The following is a 23,700-nucleotide window of genomic DNA, read 5'->3' as shown; positions in this document are numbered from 1 at the left end:
GAGCGTGACGAAGCGGGGCGACGCGCCGCGCGCGGTGTCGTGCGGCGTCGTGATCCTCGATGCGGCCGGCCGCGTGTTCCTCGCGCACGCGACGGACACCACGCACTGGGATATCCCGAAGGGGCAGGGCGAGCCCGGCGAGACGCCGGCCGACGCGGCGCTGCGAGAGCTGCTCGAGGAAACCGGCATCGAGTTCGCGCCGGCGCGGCTGCTCGATCTCGGCCGCTTCGCGTACCGGCACGACAAGGACCTGCACCTGTTCGCGGTGCAGGTGGCGGACGGCGAGATCGATCCCGCGCTGTGCACGTGCACGTCGCTGTTCCCGAGCCGTCGCGACGGCTCGATGATTCCCGAGATGGATGCGTATCGCTGGACCGCGCCGGGCGATATCGACGCGTATGCGAGCCGCAGCCTCGCGCGGCTGTTTCGCACGAAGCTGTCGCTGGCGGAACTGCATCGTCGGCTGTCGGGCGCGTGAACGAACGCGGTGGCTTCCGCCGCCGCATTGCCTGGCTTCGCTTCGATGCATGCAATAAAAAACCGGCCCTCGAGCCGGTTTTTTTCATGGTCGCGCGACGTCGGCCCAAGGCCGCGCGCCGCACGCGGAGCAGGCCGTCAGGCCGGCTTGCCCCAGCTGTCGCGCAGCCCGACGATCCGGTTGAACACGGGCTTGCCCGGCTTCGAATCGACACGGTCGGCAACGAAGTAGCCGTGCCGCTCGAACTGCAGGCGCGTTTCCGGCGCGATGTCGCTGTTGCCCGGCTCGACGTACGCCTGCACGATCTTCTTCGAATCGGGATTCAGCGCTTCGAGGAAGTTCGCGCCGCCCGCGTCCGGATGCGGCTCCTTGAACAGGCGGTCGTAGATCCGCACTTCGGCCGGCTGCGCATGCTTCGCGCTGACCCAGTGGATGTTGCCCTTGACCTTGTACGTGTTCGCGCCTTCGGTGCCCGACTTGCTGTCCGGGAAGTAGTTGCAGTGCACGGCCGTCACGTTGCCGTCGGCATCCTTGTCGAAGCCCGTGCACTCGATCACGTAGCCGTAGCGCAGGCGCACCTTGTTGCCCGGGAACAGGCGGAAATAGCCCTTCGGCGGGTTCTCGACGAAATCCTCGCGCTCGATCCACAGCTCGCGCGAGATCGGGAACGTGCGCACGCCGCGCTCCGGATGGTGCGGATGCACGGGCGCCGTGCACGCTTCCTCGAGGTCTTCCGGATAGTTGTCGATCACGAGCTTCAGCGGATCGAGCACCGCGACCGTGCGCGCGGCCTTGTCGTCGAGGTCGTCGCGCAGCGCGCCTTCGAAGATGCTCATGTCGATCCACGAATCGATCTTCGTCACGCCGATCCGTTCGCAGAACAGGTGGATGCTCTCCGGCGTGAAGCCGCGGCGGCGCACGCCGACGATCGTCGGCATCCGCGGGTCGTCCCAGCCGTCGACGTGGCCTTCGGTGACGAGTTGCAGCAGCTTGCGCTTGCTGGTGATCGCGTACGTGAGGTTCAGCCGCGAGAATTCGATTTGCTGCGGCAGCGGGCGCGTGAACACGCCGGCTTCCGCGAGTTCGTTCAGCACCCAGTCGTACAGCGGGCGGTGATCCTCGAATTCGAGCGTGCACAGCGAATGCGTGATGCCTTCGAGCGCATCCGAGATGCAGTGCGTGTAGTCGTACATCGGATACACGCACCATGTATCGCCGGTGCGGTAGTGGTGCGCGTAGCGGATCCGGTAGATCACCGGGTCGCGCATGTTCATGTTCGGCGAAGCCATGTCGATCTTCGCGCGCAGCACGTGCTCGCCTTCCTTGAACTCGCCGGCCTTCATGCGGCGGAACAGGTCGAGGTTTTCGTCGGGCGTGCGCTCGCGGAACGGCGACGGCTTGCCGCCTTCCGTCAGCGAGCCGCGGTTCGCGCGCATTTCGTCGGCGCTCTGGCTGTCGACATATGCCTTGCCGCGCTTGATCAGCAGCTCGGCGAATTCGTACAGCTTGTCGTAGTAGTCGCTCGCGAAATACTGGTGGTCGACCGCGTCCTTGCGCCAGTCGAAACCGAGCCAGCGCACGGCGTCGACGATCGAGTCGACGTACTCGACGCTTTCCTTTTCCGGGTTCGTGTCGTCGAAGCGCAGGTGGCACACGCCGCCGTAGTCGCGCGCGACGCTGAAGTTCAGGCAGATGCTCTTCGCGTGGCCGATGTGCAGATAACCGTTCGGCTCGGGCGGGAAGCGCGTTTCGACGCGGCCGCCCCATTTGCCGGTGCGGTTGTCGTCGTCGATGATGTTACGAATGAAGTTGGAAGCCGCGGGGGCGTCGTTGCGTTCGGTGCTCATGCGGTTGGCGTCAGGTTGTGTCGGCGCGTCGCGCCGGTTTAATCCTGTAATTCTACCTGACCGGGGCCCGTCCCGCGCGGCTTGCGGGTGAGGGCCGGTGCATTCGCGATGCGTGCCGCAATATCTCGATAGTGTGTCGGCTGTAACACGACGTAAATCGGATTGCTCGCGCCGTTCGGGTTTTCCTATGATGGCTTCACCGATTCAATGCCGCCATTCGCGTAATTGCGTGGCGGGAGGAAGCCAATAACCATGACGAAGAAGACCACTTTTCTCGTTCGTACCGCGGTGATCGTCGCGGCGCTGTCGCAACTCGGCGCATGCGCGATGACGCATACGCAACGCAATGCCGGTATCGGCGCGGCCGCGGGCGGCGCGCTCGGCTACCTGATCACGGGCGGCCCGGTCGGCACGGTTGCCGGCGCGGCGGCAGGCGGCCTGGTCGGCGCCGGCGTACGCTGATCGAAGCCGGCGCGCCTGAGCGCCGGCCGGTCGTGACATCGTCCTGAACGCGTCACGGCCCTAGCGCACATCCTTCCGTTTTTTTGACAGGCAGCATCAGGGAGAGGAGGGTGTGCGACACTTCGTCGACATCGCATAACGACACCATTCGTCGACGAATCCTTCCATGAGCACCCCCCTCGTTTTCGTCCTGCCGGGCTACGGCAATTCGGGCCCGCTTCACTGGCAGAGCCGCTGGGAGCGCGCCGATGCGCGCTTCTCGCGCGTCGCGATGCCCGACTGGGACCGCGCGTTCCGCAACGGCTGGTGTCTCGCGCTCGATCGCGCGGTCGAAGCCGCGCGCGGGCCCGTGCTGATCGCCGGCCACAGCCTCGGCACGCTGACCGCCGCATGGTGGGCGACGCGCTATGCGCGCCCGGCCGCGCTCGCGAAAGTGCGCGGCGCGCTGCTCGTCGCGCTGCCCGATCCCGCCGGGCCGGCGTTTCCCGCCGACGCGCACGGCTTCGGGCCCGTGCCGCACGAGCGGCTGCCGTTTCCGACCTGCGTCGTCGCGAGCAGCGACGATCCGTACGGCTCGCTCGCGTTCGCGCGCGGTTGCGCGCACGCGTGGGGCAGTGAATTTCGCGACATCGGCCCGCGCGGCCACATCAACGCGGACAGCGGGCTCGGCGACTGGCCGGCCGCACGTGGCTGGCTGGACGCGCTCGCGCGGTAGTCGCCGCTCGGGTAGTCGCCGCCGCACGAGCCGTTGAAGCGGCCGTTCGTCAGATCGCCTGCTTCGCCTTCAACGCCGCAATCCGTTCGTCGTCGTAGCCGAGCATGTCGCGCAGCACGTCGTCGGTCTGCGCGCCGAGCAGCGGCGGGGCCGTGCGCGCGTCGGGCGGCGTCGCGCTCATCCGGATCGGGTTGCGCACGAGCTGCACGTCCGCGCCGCACGGGTGCGGCAGCGACACCTGCATCCCGCGCGCGACGACCTGCTCGTTGTCGAACACCTCCTCCAGATCGTTGATCGGCCCGCACGGCACGCCGGCCGCTTCGAGCACGCCGATCCAGTCGGCCTTGCCGCGTGCCTTCACCATCTCCGCGAGGATCGGCACCAGCGTGTCGCGGTGGCGCACGCGCGACGGGTTCGTCGCGAAGCGCTCGTCGTCGGCCAGTTCGGGCCGGCCGCCGGCCTCGACGAACTTGCGGAACTGCCCGTCGTTGCCGACCGCGACGATGATCCACCCGTCGCTCGTCTGGAACGTCTGGTACGGCACGATGTTCGGATGCGCGTTGCCCCAGCGCACCGGCGGCTTGCCGCTCGCGAGGAAGTTGGTGTTCATGTTCGCGAGCAGCGCGACCTGCACGTCGAGCAGCGCCATGTCGATGTACTGGCCAACGCCCGTACGGTCGCGGTGCGCGAGCGCGGCGAGCACGGCGATCGTCGAGTAGAGGCCGGTCGCGAGATCGGCGATCGCGACGCCGGCCTTCTGCGGGCCGCCGCCCGGCTCGCCGTCGCGCTCGCCGGTGATGCTCATGAAGCCGCCGATTCCCTGCACGATGAAGTCGTAGCCCGCGCGGTGCGCGTACGGGCCCGTCTGGCCGAAGCCGGTGACCGAGCAGTAGACGAGATCGGGCTTCACCGCGCGCAGCGATTCGTAGTCGAGCCCGTATTTCTTCAACTGGCCGACCTTGTAGTTCTCGAGCACGACGTCGCATTGCGCGGCGAGTTCGCGCACGATCTGCTGGCCTTCGGGCGTCGCGATGTCGATCGTCACCGAGCGCTTGTTGCGGTTCGCCGCGAGGTAGTACGCGGCCTCGGCGGTATCCGCGCCGTCCGCGCCCTTCAGGTACGGCGGCCCCCAGTGGCGCGTGTCGTCGCCGGCGCCCGGGCGCTCGACCTTGATCACGTCCGCGCCGAAATCGGCGAGGGTCTGCGCGCACCACGGGCCCGCGAGCACGCGGGTGAGGTCCAGCACGCGGATATGGCTCAGGGCACCCATCGTCGAATCGTCTCCTTTCATGGCTGGCCTCCGTTGCTCGGCAAGGCCGATTGGCATGCCGAGCATCTTAAGGCGAATCGGCCATCCGGGTGGCCCGGCCGGGCCGGCCGGATGGCCGGGCCGCTTTGCCGGTGCTTTGCCCGGAAGCCGGCCCCGATCCCGTATAATCGATCGTTTCCGAATCCATGCCGCCGCGCGCCCCGCCTGGGGCGCCGGCGTTTGAAGCCGTCTTTGCCAGACTGTCCCCGCACGCCATGAAAGCTGCCGAAATCCGCGAGAAATTCCTCAAATTCTTCGAATCGAAGGGCCACACGATCGTCCGCTCGTCGAGCCTCGTGCCCGGTAACGACCCCACGCTGATGTTCACGAACTCGGGCATGGTCCAGTTCAAGGACGTCTTCCTCGGCACGGACCAGCGCCCGTATTCGCGCGCCACGACGGCGCAGCGCAGCGTGCGCGCGGGCGGCAAGCACAACGACCTCGAGAACGTCGGCTACACGGCGCGCCACCACACGTTCTTCGAGATGCTCGGCAACTTCTCGTTCGGCGACTACTTCAAGCACGACGCGATCCGCTTCGCGTGGGAGCTGCTGACCACGGTCTACCAGCTGCCGAAGGAAAAGCTGTGGGTCACCGTCTACCAGGAAGACGACGAGGCGTACGACATCTGGGCGAAGGAAGTCGGCGTGCCGGCTGAGCGCATCATCCGGATCGGCGACAACAAGGGCGCGCGCTACGCGTCCGACAACTTCTGGACGATGGGCGATACGGGCCCGTGCGGCCCGTGCACGGAAATCTTCTACGACCACGGCCCGGACGTGTGGGGCGGCCCGCCGGGGTCGGCCGAGGAAGACGGCGACCGCTACATCGAGATCTGGAACCTCGTGTTCATGCAGTTCAACCGCGACGCGCAGGGCAACATGACGCGCCTGCCGAAGCAGTCCGTCGACACCGGCATGGGCCTCGAGCGCCTCGCCGCGGTGCTGCAGCACGTGCACAGCAATTACGAGATCGACCTGTTCCAGAACCTGATCAAGGCCGCCGCGCGCGTGACCGAGATCAGCGACCTGAACAACAACTCGCTGAAGGTGATCGCCGATCACATCCGCGCGTGCTCGTTCCTGATCGTCGACGGCGTGATCCCCGGCAACGAAGGCCGCGGCTACGTGCTGCGCCGGATCGTGCGCCGTGCGATCCGCCACGGCTACAAGCTCGGCCGCAAGGGTTCGTTCTTCCACAAGCTGGTGGCCGACCTCGTCGCCGAGATGGGCGGCGCGTATCCGGAGCTGAAGGAAGCCGAACAGCGCGTGACCGACGTGCTGCGGCAGGAAGAAGAGCGCTTCTTCGAAACGATCGAGCACGGGATGTCGATCCTCGAGGGCGCGCTGGCCGACGTCGAAGCGAAGGGCGGCAAGGTGCTGGACGGCGAACTCGCGTTCAAGCTGCACGATACCTACGGCTTCCCGCTCGACCTCACGGCCGACGTGTGCCGCGAGCGCGGCATGACGGTCGACGAGCCGGCATTCGACGACGCGATGGCGCGCCAGCGCGAGCAGGCGCGCGCGGCCGGCAAGTTCAAGGCCACGCAGGGCCTCGAATACACGGGCGCGAAGACCACCTTCCACGGCTACGAGGAAATCGCGTTCGACGACGCGAAGGTCGTCGCGCTGTACATCGACGGCTCGTCGGTCAGCGAAGTGAAGACCGGCCAGGATGCGGTCGTCGTGCTCGACCACACGCCGTTCTACGCGGAATCGGGCGGCCAGGTCGGCGACCAGGGCGTGCTCGCGAATGCGTCGACGCGCTTCGCGGTGGCCGATACGCTGAAGGTGCAGGCCGACGTGATCGGCCACCACGGCTCGCTCGAGCAGGGCACGCTGAAGGTCGGCGACGTGCTGCGCGCGGAAATCGACGCGCACCGCCGTGCGCGCACGCAGCGCAACCACTCGGCCACCCACCTGATGCACAAGGCGCTGCGCGAGGTACTCGGCGCGCACGTGCAGCAGAAGGGCTCGCTGGTCGACGCCGAAAAAACCCGTTTCGACTTCGCGCACAACGCGCCGATGACCGACGCCGAAATCCGTCGCGTCGAGCAGATCGTCAACAACGAAATCCTCGCGAACGCGCCGGGCATCGTGCGCGTGATGCCGTACGACGAAGCGGTGAAGGGCGGCGCGATGGCGCTGTTCGGCGAGAAATACGGCGATGAAGTGCGCGTGCTCGACCTCGGCTTCTCGCGCGAACTGTGCGGCGGCACGCACGTGCACCGCACCGGCGACATCGGCTTCTTCAAGATCGTCGTCGAAGGCGGCGTCGCGGCCGGCATCCGCCGCGTCGAGGCGATCACCGGCGACAACGCGGTGCGCTTCGTGCAGGATCTCGACGCCCGCATGAACGAAGCGGCGGCCGCGCTGAAGGCGCAGCCGTCGGAGCTCACGCAGCGCATCGCGCAGGTGCAGGACCAGGTGAAGTCGCTCGAGAAGGAACTGGGCGCGCTGAAGTCGAAGCTCGCATCGAGCCAAGGCGACGAGCTCGCGCAGCAGGCCGTCGAAATCGGTGGCGTGTACGTGCTGGCCGCGACGCTCGACGGCGCCGACGCGAAGACGCTGCGCGAAACGGTCGACAAGCTGAAGGACAAGCTGAAGAGCGCGGCGATCGTGCTGGCGGCCGTCGAAGGCGGCAAGGTCAGCCTGATCGCGGGCGTCACGCCCGACGCGAGCAAGAAGGTCAAGGCCGGCGAGCTCGTGAACTTCGTCGCGCAGCAGGTCGGCGGCAAGGGCGGCGGCCGTCCGGACATGGCGCAGGCAGGCGGCACCGAGCCGGCGAACCTGCCGGGCGCGCTGGCCGGCGTCAAGGGCTGGGTCGAAGAGCGCCTTTGATCGGCCCGGCCGGCGCGGCGCCCGCGAGGGCGGAGCGCCGGCCGGCACCGCGCGGTTCTGTTGGCGGAATCGCATGAAACGAAACGACCCGATCGGCCATTGGCCGGTCGGGTCGTTTTGCGTTTGCACGGGGTGCGGGTGGCTGATCCGCCGCCATGCCTGACGTACGAGCGGTAGCCAGCCATGCAGACGGGCGGCGCGCGGGTGCGTCGTCGTGCGTCCGTCGGCGGATCGCGTCAGGCCGGCTGCGCCACGCGCGGCTTCTGCGCCGGGTCCGGCTGCTGCGCGGCTTCGCCAAGCGCGTCGCGCAGCGCGGCGAGCGCCGCCGACGCGTAACCCTGCCGCCACGCGAGCAGCGTATCGATGCCTGCGAGTTCGGCAATTGTGTGCGCGGCGATGTTGCCGGTCTCGGGCTGCAGGTCGAGCACCGAACGCGGCGCGACCGCGATGCCCGCGCCGGCCGCGACGCACGCGACGATCGCGTGATACGAGCCGAGTTCGAGCACGCGCGCCGGCTTCATCCCATGCGCGGCATACCACTGCTCGGCGTACTTGCGATACGCGCAGCCGCGCTCGAACGCGATCAGCGTCGGCAGGATCACGTCGCGCGGCGTGCGCACCGGCGGATGGCCGAGCGGCGTGAGCAGCACCAGATCCTCGCGGAAGACCGGCACCGTCTCGAACGTGTCGGGCAGCGTGTCCGGCGCGGGCGGGCGCGCGAACAGCGCGGCGTCGATCTCGAAGTCGCGCACCTTGCCGATCAGCCAGCCCGTCGTACCCGTCACCAGTTCGAGCGACACGTCGGGCCATGCATGGTGATAGCGCGCGAGCACGGTCGGCAGCCGGCTCGCGGCGGTGCTTTCCATCGTGCCGAGCCGCAGCCGCCCGCGCGGCGTGTCCTCGCGCACCGCGTCGCGCGCCTCGTCGGCGAGCGCCAGCAGCCGCTCCGCATACGGCAGCAGCGTGTGCCCGGCCGGCGTCAGCACGAGCCGGCGGCCGTCGCGCACGAACAGCGCGGCGCCGAGTTCTTCCTCGAGCTGCTTGATGCGCGTCGTGACGTTCGACTGCACGCGATTGAGCTTCGCCGCCGCGCGCGTCACGCCGTTCTCGCGCACGACCGCCCGGAAAATCGCCAGCGCCGCCAGATCCATGATTCTCTCCAAGCGATGGATGGATTCTTAATTATTCATTTTTCGAGATCGTCTGGTCAAGCTACGATGGATGCATTCCGGTTTCCGATCCGGCCGGCGCGTCGTGCTCCGGCCCTTGCCGCCATGTCCCGCTCCGATGCCCCGACCGCCGCCGCCGGCGCGCTTCCGTCCGATCAGGCCGACCGACGCGCCCGCGCGGCTGCGCTGGCCTGCATGGTCGGCCTCGCCGTCGTGCTCGGCGTCGGCCGTTTCGCGTTCACGCCGCTGCTGCCGCTGATGCTCGCGGACGGCTCGATCGGCCTGAAGGCCGGCGGCTGGCTCGCATCGGCGAACTATGCGGGTTACTTCGCAGGCGCGGTCAGTTGCGCGGCGCTGCGCGTCGCGCCCGCGCGGATGGTCCGCTTCGGGCTCGCGGCCACCGTGCTGCTCACCGCCGCGATGGGCATCGGCCACCTGCTGCCCGTGTGGCTCGCGGTGCGCTTCGTCGCGGGCGTCGTCAGCGCGTGGACGTTCGTGTTCGTATCGCAATGGGGGCTGCGGCGCCTGGCCGAACTGCACGCGCCCGAGTGGAGCGGAGTGATCTACGCGGGGCCCGGCGTCGGCATCGTGCTGACGGGGCTGATCGGCAGCGCGCTGGTCGGCCGGCCAGCAGCGTCGGGCTGGCTCGGCTTCGCGGCGCTGTCGGCCGTGCTGTCGGTCGCGATCTGGCGCACCTTTGCGGTCGCGCCGGCGCAAGCCGTGCCGCCGGCCGGCACCACGCCGCACGCGGCCTCCGCGGCCTCGGCGGCCTCCGCGGCGCCGGCCGACGCGCGCCGCCATCGAGCCGATGCGGCGTGGCTCGTCGTGCTGTACGGGACGCCGGGCTTCGGCTACATCATCACCGCGACGTTCCTGCCCGTGATCGCAAGCGCCGTGCTGCCGGCCGGTTCGCCGTGGCCCGACCTGTTCTGGCCGATGTTCGGCGCGGCGCTGATCGTCGGCGCGATCGCCGCCGCGCGGCTGCCCGGGCACTGGGACAACCGACTGCTGCTGGCGGCCGGCTGCGCGACACAGGCGCTCGGCATCGCGGCCGGGATCGTGTGGCCGAACGCGCTCGGCTTCTCGGTCGGCAGCGCGCTGCTCGGGCTGCCGTTCACCGCGATCACGCTGTTCGCGATGCGCGAGGCGCGGCGCCTGCACGGCGAGCGCGCGGCCGGGCTGATGGGCTATGCGACCGCGTCGTACGGGGTCGGGCAGATTATCGGGCCGCTCGTCGCGGCGCCGCTTGCCGCGCGCTTCGGGTCGTTTTCCCCCGCGCTGTGGGTCGCGGTGGCCGCTCTGCTCGTGGGTGCCGCCGGCTTCGCGGCGATCGCGGCAAAGGGCCGCCTGCGACGCTGACGCCGGCGGGGCCGGATCGTCTGCGGCGCGCGCAAACTCGCTAGAATGGAAGCCTTTCCCGCGCCGAGCGGGTGCGCGGGCGGCCGGCAGGCGGCCGCCGGGCGTCCGCCAGATCCCCATCGATGACCACCGCCGATTACCGCTTTTGCCCGCGCTGCGCGAGCCCGCTGACCGAGCGCGCCGATCCCGAACATGAGGGCGGCCGCGTCCGCCAGGCGTGCCCCGACGATACCTGCGGCTATGTCCACTGGAACAATCCGCTGCCCGTCGTCGCCGCGATCGTCGAGCTCGACGGCAAGATCCTGCTCGCGCGCAATGCGGCCTGGCCCGAAGGGATGTTCGCGCTGATCACCGGTTTCCTCGAAAACGGCGAAACGCCCGAGGACGGCATCGCGCGCGAGGTGTTCGAGGAAACGGCGCTGAAGGCCGAGCACGTGTCGCTCGTCGGCGTCTACGAATTCATCCGCAAGAACGAACTGATCATCGCGTACCACGTGCGCGCGTCGGGCACGGTCGCGCTGTCGCCCGAACTGCTCGAATACCGGCTCGTCGAGCCGCCGCTGCTGCGCCCGTGGCGCGCCGGCACGGGCGTCGCGCTCGCCGACTGGATGCGCGCGCGCGGCCTCGATTTCGAATTCGTCGACCGGCCGGGGCAGTGACGGGCCGGCCCGTCCGCAGGGTTTCATCCGCCGTGCCGCGCGCGACCGCGACGCGGCGCTTCGCCTGTTGCCGGCGCGCCGTGCCACCCGGCCGCCGCGCTTCGTCTTCATCGTCCCCATCGTCCCCATCGTCCTGACCGCCATCGCCATGTCCGACAAGCCGCAGCCGCGTTCCCGCGACGCCTACCGCCACTTCCTGCCGATCACGACCCGCTGGATGGACAACGACGTCTACGGGCACGTGAACAACGTCGTCTACTACAGCTACTTCGACACCGTCGTGAACGAGTACCTGATCCGCACGGGCGTGCTCGACGTCGAGCACGGGCAGACGATCGGGCTCGTCGTCGAGACGCAGTGCAACTACTTCGCGCCGCTCGTGTTTCCGCAGTCGGTCGACGCGGGGCTGCGCGTCGCGAGGCTCGGCACGTCGAGCGTGCGCTACGAGGTCGGGCTGTTTGCGCAAGGCGACGCATCGCCCGCCGCGCAGGGGCATTTCGTGCACGTGTACGTCGATCGCGGCACGCGTCGCCCGGTGCCGCTGCCCGACGCGCTGCGCGCCGCGCTCGACCCGCTCGCGGCCTGACGGTTCGCGGTGCACGCGGTCGCGCTCCAGGCCTTCAACGGCCTCAGCTACGGTTTGCTGCTGTTCATGCTGTCGGCGGGTCTCACGCTGATCTTCAGCGTGCAGGGCGTGCTGAACTTCGCGCATGCGAGCTTCTACATGCTCGGCGCGTATCTCGGCTACAGCATCGCGGCGCGCGCGGGCTTCTGGCCCGCGCTCGTGCTCGCGCCGCTCGCGGTCGGGCTGCTCGGCGCCGGCTGCGAACGCGCTCTGCTGCGCCGCGTGCAGGCGCGCGGCCATACGAGCGAGCTGCTGCTGACCTTCGGCCTCGCGTACTTGATCGGCGAGGGCGCGAAACTGCTGTGGGGGCTCGCGCCGCTGCCGGCGCCCGTGCCGACGCTGTTCGACGGCGCACCCGTGACCGTATTCGGCCTCGCGCTGCCGCGCTACCGGTTGTTCATGATGGGGATGTCGACGGCGATGCTGGTCGCGCTCGGCGCGCTGCTGCGCGTGTCGCGCATCGGGCTCATCGTGCGCGCGGCGCTCACGCATCGCGCGGCCGTCGAGGCGCTCGGCTACGACGTGCCGCGCGTGATGACGGCGCTGTTCGGCGCGGGCACCGCGCTCGCGGCGCTGGCCGGCGTGATCGGCGCGCCGCTCGCGGTGATCGAACCCGCGCTGGCCGAGACCGTCGGGTCGGTCGTGTTCGCGGTCGTCGTGATCGGCGGGCTCGGTTCGCTCGGCGGCGCGTTCGCCGCGTCGCTCGCGGTCGGTTTCGCGCAGACCTTCGCGGCCGCGAGCGACACGTCGTTGCGCGATCTCGCGCAATGGGCCGGCGTCGCGCTGCCCGACAGCGTGGCCACGGTGTCGATCGCGCAGCTGGCGCCGCTGGTGCCGTACCTGCTGCTCGTCGCGGTGCTGGTCGCACGGCCGCGCGGGCTGTTCGGCGAGCGCGCCGATGCGTAGCCACGCGCTCGCCGGCCTTGCGCGCTGGCCGCTGTTCGCCGCGTGCGTCGCGCTGCCCGCGTGGCTGTGGCCGCACGGCGCAGTGCTCGGCTATCTCGCGCAGACGGCCGCGCTCGTCGTGCTCGCGCTGTCGTACAACCTGCAGCTCGGCACGACCGGGCTGCTGTCGTTCGGGCATGCGGCGTTCGCGGGCCTCGGCGCATTCGCGGCCGCGCACTGGTTCAACCGCTTCGGCGGGCCGCTGCCGTTGCTGCCGCTCGTCGGCGGCATGGCCGGCGCGGGCTTCGGCTTCGTCGCCGGTCTGCTCGCGACGCGCCGTTCAGGCACTGCGTTCGCGATGATCACGCTCGGGCTCGGCGAATGCGTCGCGGCCGCCGCGTGGAGCGTGCCCGCGTGGTTCGGCGGCATCGGCGGCGTGCCGATCGATCGCGCGAGCGGCACGCCGTGGGGCGGCTGGCATTTCGGCGCGCCGGTGCAGGCATACGCGGTGATCGCCGCATGGTGCGTCGTGTCGGCGTGGGCCATGCATGCGCTGACGCGCACGCCGCTCGCGCGGCTCGCGAACGCGGTGCGCGACAACCCGGAACGCGTTGCCGCGCTCGGCACCGATCCGCGCCGCGTGCGGCTCGCGATGGTCACTTGCGCGTCGTTCTTCGCAGGCATCGCCGGCACGCTGACGTTGATCGACGTCGAAATAGCGACGCCCGACAGCGTGTCGATGGCGCGCTCGGCGACCGTGCTGATCGCCGCGGTGATCGGCGGCACCGGCGCGTTCTTCGGGCCGCCGGCCGGCGCGGCCATGCTGACCGCGCTGAGCATCGTCGTCGCGGGCGTGTCGCGTGCGTGGGCGCTGTATCTCGGCGTCTTGTTCGTCGTGATCGTCGTGGCTGCGCCGCGCGGGATCGCGGGCATCGCGCAAGCGCTCGCGCATACGTTGCGCCGCGGCGCGCCGGCGGCCGAGCGGTGGCGCATGCTGTGCGGCGTCGGCGCGTGCGTGTTCTGGGGCGTTGCGATCGTCTGCGCGGCCGAACTCGGTTATGCGTGGCGCTTCGCGCAGGACGACGGCACGGGCTTCGCGTTCGGCGCCTGGGGCATCGACGCCGATACGCCGGCCGGCTGGGCCGTTGCGTGCTCGGCGGCCGGCATCGGCACGCTGCTGTGGGGCTGGCGTGCGCGGCTCGTGCAGGGCACGCGGGTCGGCAAGCGGGAGGGCGGGCGATGAACGGCAACGCGATCGCGCTGCATGGCGTCACGCAGCGTTTCGGCGCGCAGACCGTGCTCGACGGCGTCGAGCTGAGCATCGCGGCCGGCGAGCGCCATGCGCTGATCGGGCCGAACGGCGCAGGCAAGTCGACGCTGTTCGGCGTGATCGCGGGCGCGACGCGGCCGACCCGCGGGCGCGTCGTGCTGCACGGCGTCGAGCTGCGCGGGCGCGGGCCGGTCGTCGCGAGCCGCCTCGGCATCGGCCGCAGTTTCCAGCAGACGAGCGCGTTCGCGCGGCTGACCGTGTTCGACAACCTGCGCTGCGCGGCGCTGCACGCGCCGGCCGAGCGGCGGCGCTGGTGGAACCGGCTGCGCGAATCGGCGTCGGTCGATCTCGCGGCCGCGCGCGTGCTGCACGACATCGGTCTCGACGCGCGGCGCGACACGCTGGCCGCCGAGCTGAGCTATGCGGAGCAGCGCGCGCTCGATCTCGGCATCGCGCTCGCGAGCGGCGCGCGCACGCTGCTGCTCGACGAGCCGACGGCCGGCATGAGCCGCACGCAGGCGGCGCGGATGATCGCGCTGATCCGCGCGACGACGCAGGGCCGCACGGTGCTGATGATCGAGCACGACATGGATGCGGTGTTCGGCTTCGCCGAACGCATCACGGTACTCGTGCGCGGCACGGTGGTCGCGACCGGCGAGCCCGATGCGATCCGCGCCGATCCGGCGGTGCGCGCCGCGTATCTCGGCGAGGGCAGCGTATGACGAGCGCACTGCTCGACATTCGCGACCTGCGCGCGTGGTACGGGATGCAGCCCGTGCTCGACGGCGTCGATCTCGCGCTCGCGCCGGGCGAGACGCTCGCGCTGCTCGGCCGCAACGGCTCGGGGCGCTCGACGCTCGCGAAGGCCGTGATGGGGCTCGTGCGCACGGCCGGCTCGGTGCGCATCGCCGGCGCCGAATGCGCGGGCGCGCGCACGTTCGAGATCGCGCGGCGCGGTGTCGCTTACGTTGCCGAAAGCCGCGATGTGTTTCCGCTGCTGACGGTGCGCGACAACCTGAAGCTGGGGTTGCGCGGCACGCGTGGCGCGGCCGAACGCGCGGCGCTCGAACGCCTGTTCGACCGTTTTCCGCTGCTGGCCGCGCGCGCGGACGTGAAGGCAGGTCGGCTGTCGGGCGGCGAGCAGCAGGTGCTCGCGCTGGTGCGTGCGCTCGCCGGCAGCCCGCGCGTGCTGATCGTCGACGAACCGGCCGAAGGGCTCGCGCCGCTCGCGGTCGACGAAGTCGGCGCGTGCCTCGCCGCACTGCAGGCCGACGGCGTCGCGATCGTGCTGATCGAACAGCGATTGCAGCTTGCGCCGAGGTTGACGACGCGCGTCGCGGTAATGGGGCGCGGACGGATCGTCTACGACGGCGCGCTCGACGGCCTGGGCGCAGACATCGCCAACGCGTGGCTGAGCGCCGGCTGACGGCGCCGAACCGATTGTTCGGCTGGCCCCGCCAGACAATTCGCGTCGAGCCGCTTTATCGCCGCCGCGCGGCGCCTTAAATTGCTACTCATGCCGGGCCGCCGCATCGATGCGGCAACCGGCGCCATCCATCGATAGTCATCTGACTGAGGAATGAAATCATGAGCAAGCTGACAGGCAAGGTAGCGATCGTCACGGGCGGTTCGAAGGGCATCGGCGCCGCGATCGCGAGGGCGCTGGCCGCAGAAGGCGCGTCGGTCGTCGTCAATTACGCGAGCAGTAAGGCGGGCGCCGACGCGGTGGTGAGCGCGATCGTCGAAGCCGGCGGCCGCGCGGTCGCGGTCGGCGGCGACGTGTCGAAGGCAGCCGACGCGCAGCGCATCGTCGATACGGCAATCGACACGTACGGCCGTCTCGACGTGCTCGTCAACAATTCCGGCGTGTACGAATTCGCGCCGATCGAAGCGATCACCGAAGAACATTACCGCCGGCAGTTCGATACGAACGTGTTCGGCGTGCTGCTGACGACGCAGGCGGCCGTCAAGCATCTCGGCGAAGGCGCAAGCATCATCAACATCAGCTCGGTGGTGACCAGCATCACGCCGCCCGCCAGCGCCGTCTACAGCGGCACCAAGGGCGCGGTCGACGCGATCACCGGCGTGCTCGCGCTCGAGCTCGGCCCGCGCAAGATCCGCGTGAACGCGATCAACCCGGGCATGATCGTGACCGAGGGCACGCACAGCGCGGGCATCATCGGTTCCGATCTCGAAGCGCAGGTGCTTGGCCAGACGCCGCTCGGCCGCCTCGGCGAGCCGAACGACATCGCGTCGGTCGCCGTGTTCCTCGCGTCGGACGATGCGCGCTGGATGACCGGCGAACACCTCGTCGTGAGCGGCGGGTTGAACTGATCCCGCGATACGGCAAATCGGCACCATCGGCGCACGTGTGTCGATGGTGCCGATTACGTCGTCAAGCGATCATCGCCAGCGCGTTCGCGCCGACGTGCCAGCGCAGGCTCTCGACGACGAGCGCGTGATTGCGCTCGGAGTCGAGCCCCGCGATCGTCATCGCACCGACGAGGCCGGCGCCGGCGACTCGCAACGGCACGCCGCCGCCGTCGAGTGCATAGTCTTCGTCCGACAGGCCCTGCGACCGCAGCGACCAGCCGGCGCGGCGAAACTGCTCGCCGACCTCGAGCGAACTCAGGCCGAAACGGAGCACCGTGTTCTGCCGGCGGCGGATCGCGTCGCTGTCTTCCGCACGGCTGCCGTCGAGCGCGCAGTAGAACAGCGGTGCCGCTTCGCCGACGATGCCGACCGCGATCGGCAGCCCGCGGCGCGACGCGATATTGACCGCGATTTCCCCGAGCCGGCGCGCGACGTCGGCATTGAAGCGCGGCAGCGCCGTGTGCGGCGCGGCGTGATCGATGCGCAGGAAGGTCGTCACCATGGCGGCTCCGTATCGTCGCAAGTCGTGTTCGCGCGCCGGCGTCGCCTCGTCACGTGCCGCGCGCTTGCCCGTGGTTCGTTCAGCGCTTCGGCGCCGCGTCGAGCATCCACTCGTGCGCGGGGTCGTTCTTGAATGCCCACGCGCGGCTCGGCCCGGCCATCACGTTCAGGTAGTACAGGTTGTAGCCGTGCGGCGCGACGACCGGGTGGTAGCCGCGCGGCACCATCACGACGTCGTGGTTCTCGACCGCGCATGCTTCGTCGAGGCTGCGGTCGTCCGTGTACACGCGCTGGAACGCGAAACCCTGCGGCGGGTCGATCCGGTGGTAGTAGGTTTCTTCGAGCGAGGTCTCGTCGGGTGCCGCGTCGCGGTCGTGCTTGTGCGGCGGATAGCTGCTCGAATGGCTGGCCGGCGTGACGACCTCGACCACCAGCAGCCGGTCGGCCGCCGGGTTGTCGCCCATCAGGATGTCGCACACATAGCGCGTGTTGGTGCCTTGCCCGCGCACCGAGCGGCGCATCCGTTCGCCGTCGAGGCGCCGCACCGGCTTGTCGCCGCTCGCGTATGGCGCGGTGCACAGCGCGATTTCCGCATCGCGCGTCGCGACCAGCGTGACGGTCTTGCCGCCCGGCACGTACAGCGCGTCCGGCGACACGTCCTCGAAGACGCTGTCGCGCTTGCCGAGCGCATCGTAGGTTTCGCCGTCGACGTCCGCGCGCACCGTGCCGGTGAGCACGACGACGCACAGCTCGCGCGCGCCGGTGTCGAGCGTTTCGGTGTCGCCGGCCTTCAGGCGCAGCGCGCGAAAACCGACATGCTTCCAGCCGGCCGACTCGGGCGTGACGTTGCAGATTTCGCGGTCGGCGGATGCCTTGACCAGCAGGGGAGAAATCGTCATGGGGTGGGGCTCCGCAATAGAGTAGGGCTCAAGCGTTCGGGCACTTGCGTGCTCACGCGCTCAACCGGTCGACGATCGCGCGCAGCGACTCGTAGCCCTTTTTCGCATACGCGTAGCTCGGCGCGACGGCCGGATCCTGCTCGGCCTCGACGACGAGCCAGCCTTCGTAACCGGCGTCCTTCAGCGTGCGCAGCGTCGCTTCGTAGTCGAGCGCACCGTCGCCGGGCACCGTGAAGGTGCCGTTGATCACGCCGTTCAGGAAGCTCCAGCCGTCGTTGCGCGCCTGCGTGACGACCTGCGCCCGCACGTCCTTGCAATGCACGTGGACCACGCGCGACACGTGCTTCTTCAGCAGCGTCACCGGGTCGGCCGCGCCGCCGAAATATGCGTGGCCGGTGTCGAACAGCAGGAACACCTTCGCCGGATCGGTCAGCGCCATCAGCCGGTCGACGTCGTCGGGCGACTCGACGTACGCGCCCATGTGGTGATGGTAGGCGAGCTTGATTCCGTACGTGTCGAGCAGGTGCGCGCCGAATGCGTCGAGGCGCGCCGCGTAGCGCTGCCATGCCGCGTCGTCGACGAAGCGCGGCCGCTTCGCGACCGGCGTGTCGATGCTGCCCTGGATCGTGCCCGCGCATTCGCCGTAGACGACGACCTTCACGTCGTTGTACTGCAGCTTCGTCATGTGCGCGCGGCAGCGTTCGATTTCCGCGGCGAGCGCATCGGCGTCGGTCATGCCCGGTTCGACTTCCGCGAGGAAGCCCGAATACCAGCCCGATACGCACACGAGCCCGAACTCGGCGAGCTTCGCCTTCAGCTCGGGGCCCGTCTTCGGAAACTTGTTGCCGAGCTCGAAGCCCGCGTAGCCGATTTCGGCGCCTTCCTTCAGCGCCGTTTCGAGCGGCGTCTCGCCGCCGAGCGACGGCAGGTCGTCGTTCATCCACGACAGGGGATTGATACCGATGCGGACGTTCCAGCTCATGAGGTGCTTCCTTGGTTCGAAGGTGTTTTTCGCGGGGCGGGTGGGCAGGCAGCGCGCGGCATCAGCGCCGCTGCCGGGTCTTTGCGTCGAGATACGCGCGGTGCGCCTGCTCGACGCCGGCGCGCTCGGATACCTGCGGCACCGCGACTTCCCACCACGCACCGCCGTCGTCGGTCGTGCGCTTGTGCGTGGTGTCGATCACGAGCACCTGGCTCGTCTTCGCCGCGCGCGCGCGCTTCATTTCGCCGCGCAGCTCGCCGACGTCGCGCACGTGCACGGCGTCGGCGCCCATCGCGCGCGCATGCATCGCGAAGTCGATCGTCGAGCGCGCGCCGCCTTCCGGCACGCAGTCGTCGAGCATGTTGTTGAAGCTCGCGCCGCCGCAATTCAGCTGCAGCCGCTCGATGCAGCCGTAGCCGCGGTTGTCGAGGATCACGACGATCAGCTTGCGGCCGAGCATCACGGAAGTGGCGAGCTCGGCGTTGAGCATCATGTACGAGCCGTCGCCGACGATCACGATCACTTCGCGTTCGGGCCGCGCGAGCTTCGCGCCGAGGCCGCCCGCGACCTCGTAGCCCATGCACGAATACGCATAGTCCATGTGGTAGTTGCCCGGCACGCCGCTGCGCCACAGCTTGTGCAGCTCGGCCGGCAGCGTGCCGGCCGCGCACACGACGAGATCGCCGCGCGCGCTGTCGCGCCCCGCGTCGGCCGCGGAGTCGCGCACCGCGCCGATCACGTCCGCGTCGTACGGCAGCGTATCCTTCGGCACGCGCGTCGTCAGTTCGGTCACGCGTGCGTTCCACGCGGCGGCCTGGTCGCGGTTGGCGGCCGTCCACGCCGCGTCGGCGCGCCAGCCGGCCAGCGCGGCGGACAACTGGCCGAGGCCCGTGCGCGCATCGGCGACCAGCTGCCGGCCGCGTTTCTTGCCCGCGTCGAACGGCTGCACGTTCAGGCTCAGCAGCGTCGCGTCGCCGTAAAGCGCGTGCGAGCCGGTCGTGAAGTCCTGCAGCCGCGTGCCGACCGCGAGCACGACGTCGGCCTGCGCGGCCGCGCGGTTCGCGGCGGGCGAGCCCGTCACGCCGATCGAGCCGAGGTTCAGCGGGTGATCCCACGCGAGGCTGCCCTTGCCGGCCTGCGATTCGGCGACCGGCACGCCGTGCGTGTCGGCGAACGCGCGCAGCGCGTCCCATGCCTGGCTGTACAGCACGCCGCCGCCGGCGACGATCAGCGGCTTCTTCGCGGCCTTCAGCACGTCGAGCGCGTCGGCGAGCTCGAGCGGGTCGGCCGGCGGCCGGCGCATCCGGATCACCGGCGGCGCGAAGAACGCCTCGGGCCAGTCGTACGCGAAGGTCTGCACGTCCTGCGGCAGCGCGAGACAGACGGGGCCGCACTGCGCGGGGTCGGTCATCACCTGGATCGCGCGCGGCAGCGCGACGAGCAGTTGCTCGGGCGACGTGATCCGGTCGAAGTAGCGCGTGACGGGGCGGAAGCAGTCGTTCGCGCTGACGTCGCCCTGTTCGAAATCCTCGACCTGCTGCAGCACCGGGTCGGGCAGCCGCGACACGAACACGTCGCCGGGCAGCAGCAGCAGCGGCAGCCGGCCGACGTGCGCGAGCGCGGCCGACGTCAGCATGTTGGTCGCGCCGGGGCCGATGCTCGACGTCGCGGCCATCATCCGCTGGCGGAAATTCGCTTTCGCGAACGCGACGGCCGCGTTGGCCATCCCTTGTTCGTTGTGCGCGCGGAACGTCGGCAGCCGGTCTTTCTCGGCGTGCAACGCTTCGCCGAGCCCGGCCACGTTGCCGTGGCCGAAGATGGCGAACACGCCGCCGCAGTACGGCAGGATCTCGGTGCGGCCGTCGGGCTGGACGACTTCGGCGCGCAGGGCGGCCAGGTAGCGCACGAGCGCCTGGCTGACGGTCAGTCTCACGGTAGGGGTCATCGTCGGTCGGTGAAGAAGGATCGGATCGGTCATGACGGGCGCGCGCATCAGGCCGCGGCGGCGCGCGCGGCGCCCCGGCGGCCGAGCCACGCGTCCACGAGTTGCGCGAAGTTGCCGGCGACTTCGTCGATCAGCGCCTGGTCGTCGATCCGGCCGGCGAGCCAGTTCAGCGACGCATCGGCCCACAGCGTGCGCCCGACCATGAAGCCCTTGACGATTGGGTTGGTCGCCGAGCGGAAGCTGTCGACGAGATATTGCAGCGGTTGGTTCAGCCCGAGGATCACCGCGCCTCGGCAATGCGGGTCGCGCTCGGCGATCAGCGTAGCGAGCCGCGCCCAGCCGTCGGCGCTCAGCGGCGACAGCTTCCACCATTCGGGCATCACGCCGAGGTTGTAGAAGCGCGCGACCGCACGCAGCACCGCATCGTCCTCGGTGCCGGCCGGCGTGACCGCGCGCGGCGGAATGACTTCCAGCAGCAGCTCGTTGCCGCTGGCGCGCGTGGCTTCCCACAGCTCGAGCACGCGCTGCTCCTGCGCGACGCGCAGGTCGACGTCGTCGTCGGGGTGATAGTGGACCAGGCACTTCACGACCTGCTCGGTCGGCCAGTGCGTGAGCGACGAGCCGACCGAGCGCGTCTCGTCGAAGCGCAGCGGCCGCGAACCCGGCAGCTCGACCGGGCGGCCGACCCACCAGCCGCGCCCGGTGGCCGACGCGAGCGCGTCGCTGCCGTACGCGCCGCCGTCGATCAGCACGCCGACATGGCCTTCGATATGACGATCGCGCTCGACCTGTTCGGCCGCGCGCACGAGCAGGCGCTTCAGCGTCTTGATCCGCGCCTCGTCCGCGCCGGCCTGCACCGCGAGTTCGTAGAACTGGCTGCGATGGTCGAACGCCATCACGCACAGGTCGTCCCATTCGCGGCGCGGCACCGTGACGCGATGCAGGTGCGCGAGCGTGCGGTCCGCGTCGACCACGGGATTGCGGCTGCCGTCGAACCAGTGCGCGAGTTCGGCCGGCGTCGGCATCGCGGCCGAGCACGCATGGCGCGACACGACGATCGCGCCGCATGCGTTCGCGATGCGCGTCGATTCGGCCCAGTCGCGGCCGCGCAGCAGCCCCGACAGCAGGCCCGACAGGAACGCATCGCCCGCGCCGAGCACGTTGAGCACCTCGACGCGTTCGCCGAGGAAGGTCGGCGCATCGTCGATGCGCGCCGGGATGTCGCCTTCGATCACGCAGCAGCCGAGCGCGCCGCGCTTGACGACCAGCGTGGCGTTCGTGATCCCGCGCACCGCCTGCAACGAACCGATCAGGTCGTGCGGCACGCCGCCCGCGATCAGGAATTCCTCTTCGGTGCCGACCAGCAGGTCGAATTCGCCGAGCACCTGCTGCAACTGCCGTGTCACCTGCGCGTCGGGCACGTAGCGGTTCTCGCCCGCGCCGCGCGCGGTCAGCCCCCACAGCACGGGCCGGTAGTCGATATCGAGGATCCGCACGACGCCGTGGCGGCGCGCGTAGCCGAGCGCGGTCAGCGACGCTTCGCGCGTGGCCGGCGTCGAAAGATGCGTGCCGGTGATCGCGAGCGCGCGGCAGCCGGCGATGAAGTCCTCGCGGATCTCGTCGGCGCGCACGGCCATGTCCGCGCAGTTCTCGCGCACGAACAGCAGCGGGAACGTGTCGCGATCCTTCAGCCCGAGCAGCACCAGCGCGGTGAGGCGCTCGCGGTCGGTCTGCAGCTGGCTCGTGTCGCAGCCTTCGCGCTCGAGCGTCTCGCGCACGAAGCGGCCCATCTGCTCGTCGCCGACGCGCGAGATCATCGCGGTCTTCAGCCCGAGCCGGGCCACGCCGAACGCGACGTTGCCCGACGAGCCGCCGAGATACATCTGGAAGCTGCGCGCGTCCTCCAGGCGGCTGCCGTACTGCTGCGCATAGAGATCCACGGCCACGCGGCCGAGGCAGGCGAGATCGATGGGGCGGTCACTCGGAAAGTTCAGCAGGCTCATATCACGTATCACGCTCGCGGCCGGCGTTCGGCGTTGCCGGCAGTTTAGGGGACCGATCCTCCGGCGACGGTCCGCAACGTGCGCTGCACGACGCGAGGCTGCCTGCCGCAAGGAATCGGGCTACGGACGCAGTCTAGACTTTTTGGAAATCCAGTTCCCTAGGTGAAATCACGTAGAAATAAATTTCCAAATTTTCGAGGAAGTGATCTACAGTTTCATCCGGATGCTTCAGTCCGTATCGGACTCGGCCCGGCGGCGCGCAACGCGCCGTCTTCCGCCCCCCGGAGATGAGGAGACAGATTGATCATGAAGACCAAGCTGATGGCCGTCGCGGCCGCCGCGATCCTGGCTGCGCCGCTCGCGCACGCCGAGAAGATCGGCGTGACGATGGCGTCGTTCGACGACACGTTCCTGACGATCCTGCGCAACAGCATCAACGACGCAGCGAAGAAGGACGGTGCGACGGTGCAGATCGAGGACGGCGGCAACGACGTCGGCAAGCAGTTGAGCCAGGTTCAGAACATGATCGCGCAGAAGGTCGACGCGATCATCGTGAACGCGGTCGACACCGACGCAACGCCGAAGATCACGAAGATGGTGACGGCGGCGAAGATCCCGCTCGTCTACGTGAACCGCAAGCCGGTCGATTTCGACAAGCTGCCGGCCGGCGTCGCGGTCGTCGCGTCCGACGAGAAGCAGTCGGGCACGCTGCAGGCGCGCCAGGTGTGCAAGCTGCTCGGCGGCAAGGGCGACCTCCTCGTGCTGATGGGCGAGCTGTCCAACGAATCGGCGCGCGCCCGCACCAAGGACATCGAGGACGTGATCGCGACGAAGGACTGCTCGGGCATGAAGATCGTCGACAAGCGCGAAGGCAAGTGGAGCCGCACGCAGGGCCAGGACATCACGATGAACTGGCTGAGCTCCGGGACGAAGTTCGACGCGATCGTGTCGAACAACGACGAGATGGCGATCGGCGCGATCAACGCGCTGAAGGCCGCGCGCAAGTGGACGCCGAAGACCGTCGTCGCCGGCATCGACGCGACGCCGGACGGCCTCGCATCGATGAAGAGCGGCGAGCTGAAGGTGTCCGTGTACCAGAACGCGATCGGGCAGGGCGCGCAGTCGGTTGCCGCCGCGCTGAAGCTCGCGAAGAAGCAGAACGTCGACCGCTTCGTGAACGTGCCGTTCGAGCTCGTGACGCCCGAGAACATGAACCAGTACGCCAAGCACTGACCGGCTTTTCCGTTGAACTGCGCGGGCCCGGCCTGGGCGGGCCCGCGCGCCATGTCGCGGTAACTCCCAGTTTTAACCCACGATAGCCCGCCCCCATGCCCGCGTCGAACCGCCCGCCCCTAAAAACCGAGGATAGCCCGGCGCAT

The 23,700-nt window shown here is 69.6% G+C and carries 21 protein-coding genes; 13 read left to right on the top strand and 8 right to left on the bottom strand.

What is annotated here, in order from left to right; genetic code table 11:
* Positions 1-4 precede the first annotated feature (4 nt).
* Positions 5-478 (top strand): NUDIX hydrolase, encoded by a 474-nt coding sequence (locus ACPUER_RS24565; protein ID WP_425132374.1) that lies wholly within the window; start codon positions 5-7, stop codon positions 476-478.
* Between the two features lie 137 nt (positions 479-615).
* Here ACPUER_RS24565 and ACPUER_RS24560 read toward each other — a convergent pair whose 3' ends face one another.
* The gene (locus ACPUER_RS24560; RefSeq protein ID WP_425132362.1) at positions 616-2,325 is read right to left on the bottom strand and encodes a glutamine--tRNA ligase/YqeY domain fusion protein; all 1,710 of its coding nucleotides are present in this window, start codon (positions 2,323-2,325) and stop codon (positions 616-618) included.
* 252 nt (positions 2,326-2,577) lie between these two features.
* On the opposite strand from ACPUER_RS24560, the gene ACPUER_RS24555 reads away from it, so the two are divergent.
* Positions 2,578-2,787, top strand: a complete 210-nt coding sequence (locus tag ACPUER_RS24555) for an ornithine acetyltransferase (RefSeq protein ID WP_175961641.1) — start codon at positions 2,578-2,580, stop codon at positions 2,785-2,787.
* Between the two features lie 166 nt (positions 2,788-2,953).
* Entirely contained in the window at positions 2,954-3,502 is a 549-nt protein-coding gene (locus ACPUER_RS24550) for an RBBP9/YdeN family alpha/beta hydrolase (protein ID WP_425132361.1), read from the top strand.
* 49 nt (positions 3,503-3,551) lie between these two features.
* On the opposite strand, the gene ACPUER_RS24545 is transcribed toward ACPUER_RS24550, so the two are convergent.
* A complete protein-coding gene (locus tag ACPUER_RS24545; RefSeq protein ID WP_425132373.1) occupies positions 3,552-4,772 on the bottom strand; it encodes a CaiB/BaiF CoA transferase family protein in 1,221 nt (406 codons plus the stop codon).
* A gap of 254 nt (positions 4,773-5,026) precedes the next feature.
* Between ACPUER_RS24545 and alaS the strand changes: the two genes are divergently transcribed.
* Complete coding sequence (gene alaS, locus ACPUER_RS24540; RefSeq protein ID WP_425132360.1) at positions 5,027-7,651, top strand: alanine--tRNA ligase; 2,625 nt, start codon at positions 5,027-5,029, stop codon at positions 7,649-7,651.
* Between the two features lie 236 nt (positions 7,652-7,887).
* On the opposite strand, the gene ACPUER_RS24535 is transcribed toward alaS, so the two are convergent.
* Positions 7,888-8,802 carry a LysR substrate-binding domain-containing protein gene (locus tag ACPUER_RS24535; RefSeq protein ID WP_425132359.1) on the bottom strand — a complete coding sequence of 305 codons (915 nt, stop codon included), beginning with the start codon at positions 8,800-8,802 and terminating at the stop codon, positions 7,888-7,890.
* 123 nt (positions 8,803-8,925) lie between these two features.
* On the opposite strand from ACPUER_RS24535, the gene ACPUER_RS24530 reads away from it, so the two are divergent.
* The 8 genes from ACPUER_RS24530 (at position 8,926) to ACPUER_RS24495 (ending at position 15,952) form a co-directional block, all read left to right on the top strand.
* Positions 8,926-10,179 (top strand): YbfB/YjiJ family MFS transporter, encoded by a 1,254-nt coding sequence (locus ACPUER_RS24530; RefSeq protein ID WP_425132358.1) that lies wholly within the window; start codon positions 8,926-8,928, stop codon positions 10,177-10,179.
* A gap of 122 nt (positions 10,180-10,301) precedes the next feature.
* Complete coding sequence (locus ACPUER_RS24525; RefSeq protein WP_072444388.1) at positions 10,302-10,838, top strand: NUDIX domain-containing protein; 537 nt, start codon at positions 10,302-10,304, stop codon at positions 10,836-10,838.
* Positions 10,839-10,986: 148 nt separating this feature from the next.
* Positions 10,987-11,424 carry an acyl-CoA thioesterase gene (locus ACPUER_RS24520; protein ID WP_175961635.1) on the top strand — a complete coding sequence of 146 codons (438 nt, stop codon included), beginning with the start codon at positions 10,987-10,989 and terminating at the stop codon, positions 11,422-11,424.
* A 9-nt stretch (positions 11,425-11,433) separates the two neighbouring features.
* Positions 11,434-12,369: a branched-chain amino acid ABC transporter permease gene (locus ACPUER_RS24515; protein ID WP_425132357.1), complete on the top strand. Its 936-nt coding sequence runs from the start codon at positions 11,434-11,436 to the stop codon at positions 12,367-12,369.
* On the top strand, positions 12,362-13,591 hold the full coding sequence (locus ACPUER_RS24510) for a branched-chain amino acid ABC transporter permease (protein WP_425132356.1): 1,230 nt from the start codon (positions 12,362-12,364) through the stop codon (positions 13,589-13,591). Before ACPUER_RS24515 ends, ACPUER_RS24510 begins: the two co-directional genes overlap by 8 nt.
* Positions 13,588-14,340 carry an ABC transporter ATP-binding protein gene (locus ACPUER_RS24505; protein ID WP_425132355.1) on the top strand — a complete coding sequence of 251 codons (753 nt, stop codon included), beginning with the start codon at positions 13,588-13,590 and terminating at the stop codon, positions 14,338-14,340. The genes ACPUER_RS24510 and ACPUER_RS24505 overlap by 4 nt, the downstream gene beginning before the upstream one ends.
* Positions 14,337-15,044 (top strand): ABC transporter ATP-binding protein, encoded by a 708-nt coding sequence (locus ACPUER_RS24500; protein ID WP_175961631.1) that lies wholly within the window; start codon positions 14,337-14,339, stop codon positions 15,042-15,044. The genes ACPUER_RS24505 and ACPUER_RS24500 overlap by 4 nt, the downstream gene beginning before the upstream one ends.
* A 161-nt stretch (positions 15,045-15,205) precedes the next feature.
* Positions 15,206-15,952, top strand: a complete 747-nt coding sequence (locus ACPUER_RS24495) for an SDR family NAD(P)-dependent oxidoreductase (protein ID WP_175961630.1) — start codon at positions 15,206-15,208, stop codon at positions 15,950-15,952.
* Positions 15,953-16,013: 61 nt separating this feature from the next.
* On the opposite strand, the gene ACPUER_RS24490 is transcribed toward ACPUER_RS24495, so the two are convergent.
* From ACPUER_RS24490 to ACPUER_RS24470, 5 genes are all read right to left on the bottom strand, one after another.
* Complete coding sequence (locus ACPUER_RS24490; RefSeq protein ID WP_310134637.1) at positions 16,014-16,493, bottom strand: heme-degrading domain-containing protein; 480 nt, start codon at positions 16,491-16,493, stop codon at positions 16,014-16,016.
* Between the two features lie 79 nt (positions 16,494-16,572).
* Positions 16,573-17,391: a 5-deoxy-glucuronate isomerase gene (gene iolB / locus ACPUER_RS24485; protein ID WP_175961628.1), complete on the bottom strand. Its 819-nt coding sequence runs from the start codon at positions 17,389-17,391 to the stop codon at positions 16,573-16,575.
* Positions 17,392-17,443: 52 nt separating this feature from the next.
* Positions 17,444-18,373 carry a myo-inosose-2 dehydratase gene (gene iolE / locus ACPUER_RS24480; RefSeq protein WP_310134634.1) on the bottom strand — a complete coding sequence of 310 codons (930 nt, stop codon included), beginning with the start codon at positions 18,371-18,373 and terminating at the stop codon, positions 17,444-17,446.
* A gap of 61 nt (positions 18,374-18,434) precedes the next feature.
* Positions 18,435-20,318 (bottom strand): 3D-(3,5/4)-trihydroxycyclohexane-1,2-dione acylhydrolase (decyclizing), encoded by a 1,884-nt coding sequence (gene iolD, locus ACPUER_RS24475; RefSeq protein WP_425132354.1) that lies wholly within the window; start codon positions 20,316-20,318, stop codon positions 18,435-18,437.
* Between the two features lie 47 nt (positions 20,319-20,365).
* A complete protein-coding gene (locus ACPUER_RS24470) occupies positions 20,366-22,321 on the bottom strand; it encodes a bifunctional 5-dehydro-2-deoxygluconokinase/5-dehydro-2-deoxyphosphogluconate aldolase (RefSeq protein ID WP_175961625.1) in 1,956 nt (651 codons plus the stop codon).
* Positions 22,322-22,627: 306 nt separating this feature from the next.
* Between ACPUER_RS24470 and ACPUER_RS24465 the strand changes: the two genes are divergently transcribed.
* Positions 22,628-23,554, top strand: coding sequence for a sugar ABC transporter substrate-binding protein (locus ACPUER_RS24465; protein ID WP_175961624.1), 927 nt, complete (start codon positions 22,628-22,630; stop codon positions 23,552-23,554).
* Positions 23,555-23,700 lie beyond the last annotated feature (146 nt).

Source organism: Burkholderia sp. DN3021, assembly GCF_049805555.1.
Lineage (GTDB): Bacteria > Pseudomonadota > Gammaproteobacteria > Burkholderiales > Burkholderiaceae > Burkholderia > Burkholderia pyrrocinia_C.
The sequence above is the reverse complement of the archived record's forward strand: the minus strand, read 5'-3'. Positions and strand labels throughout refer to the sequence as shown.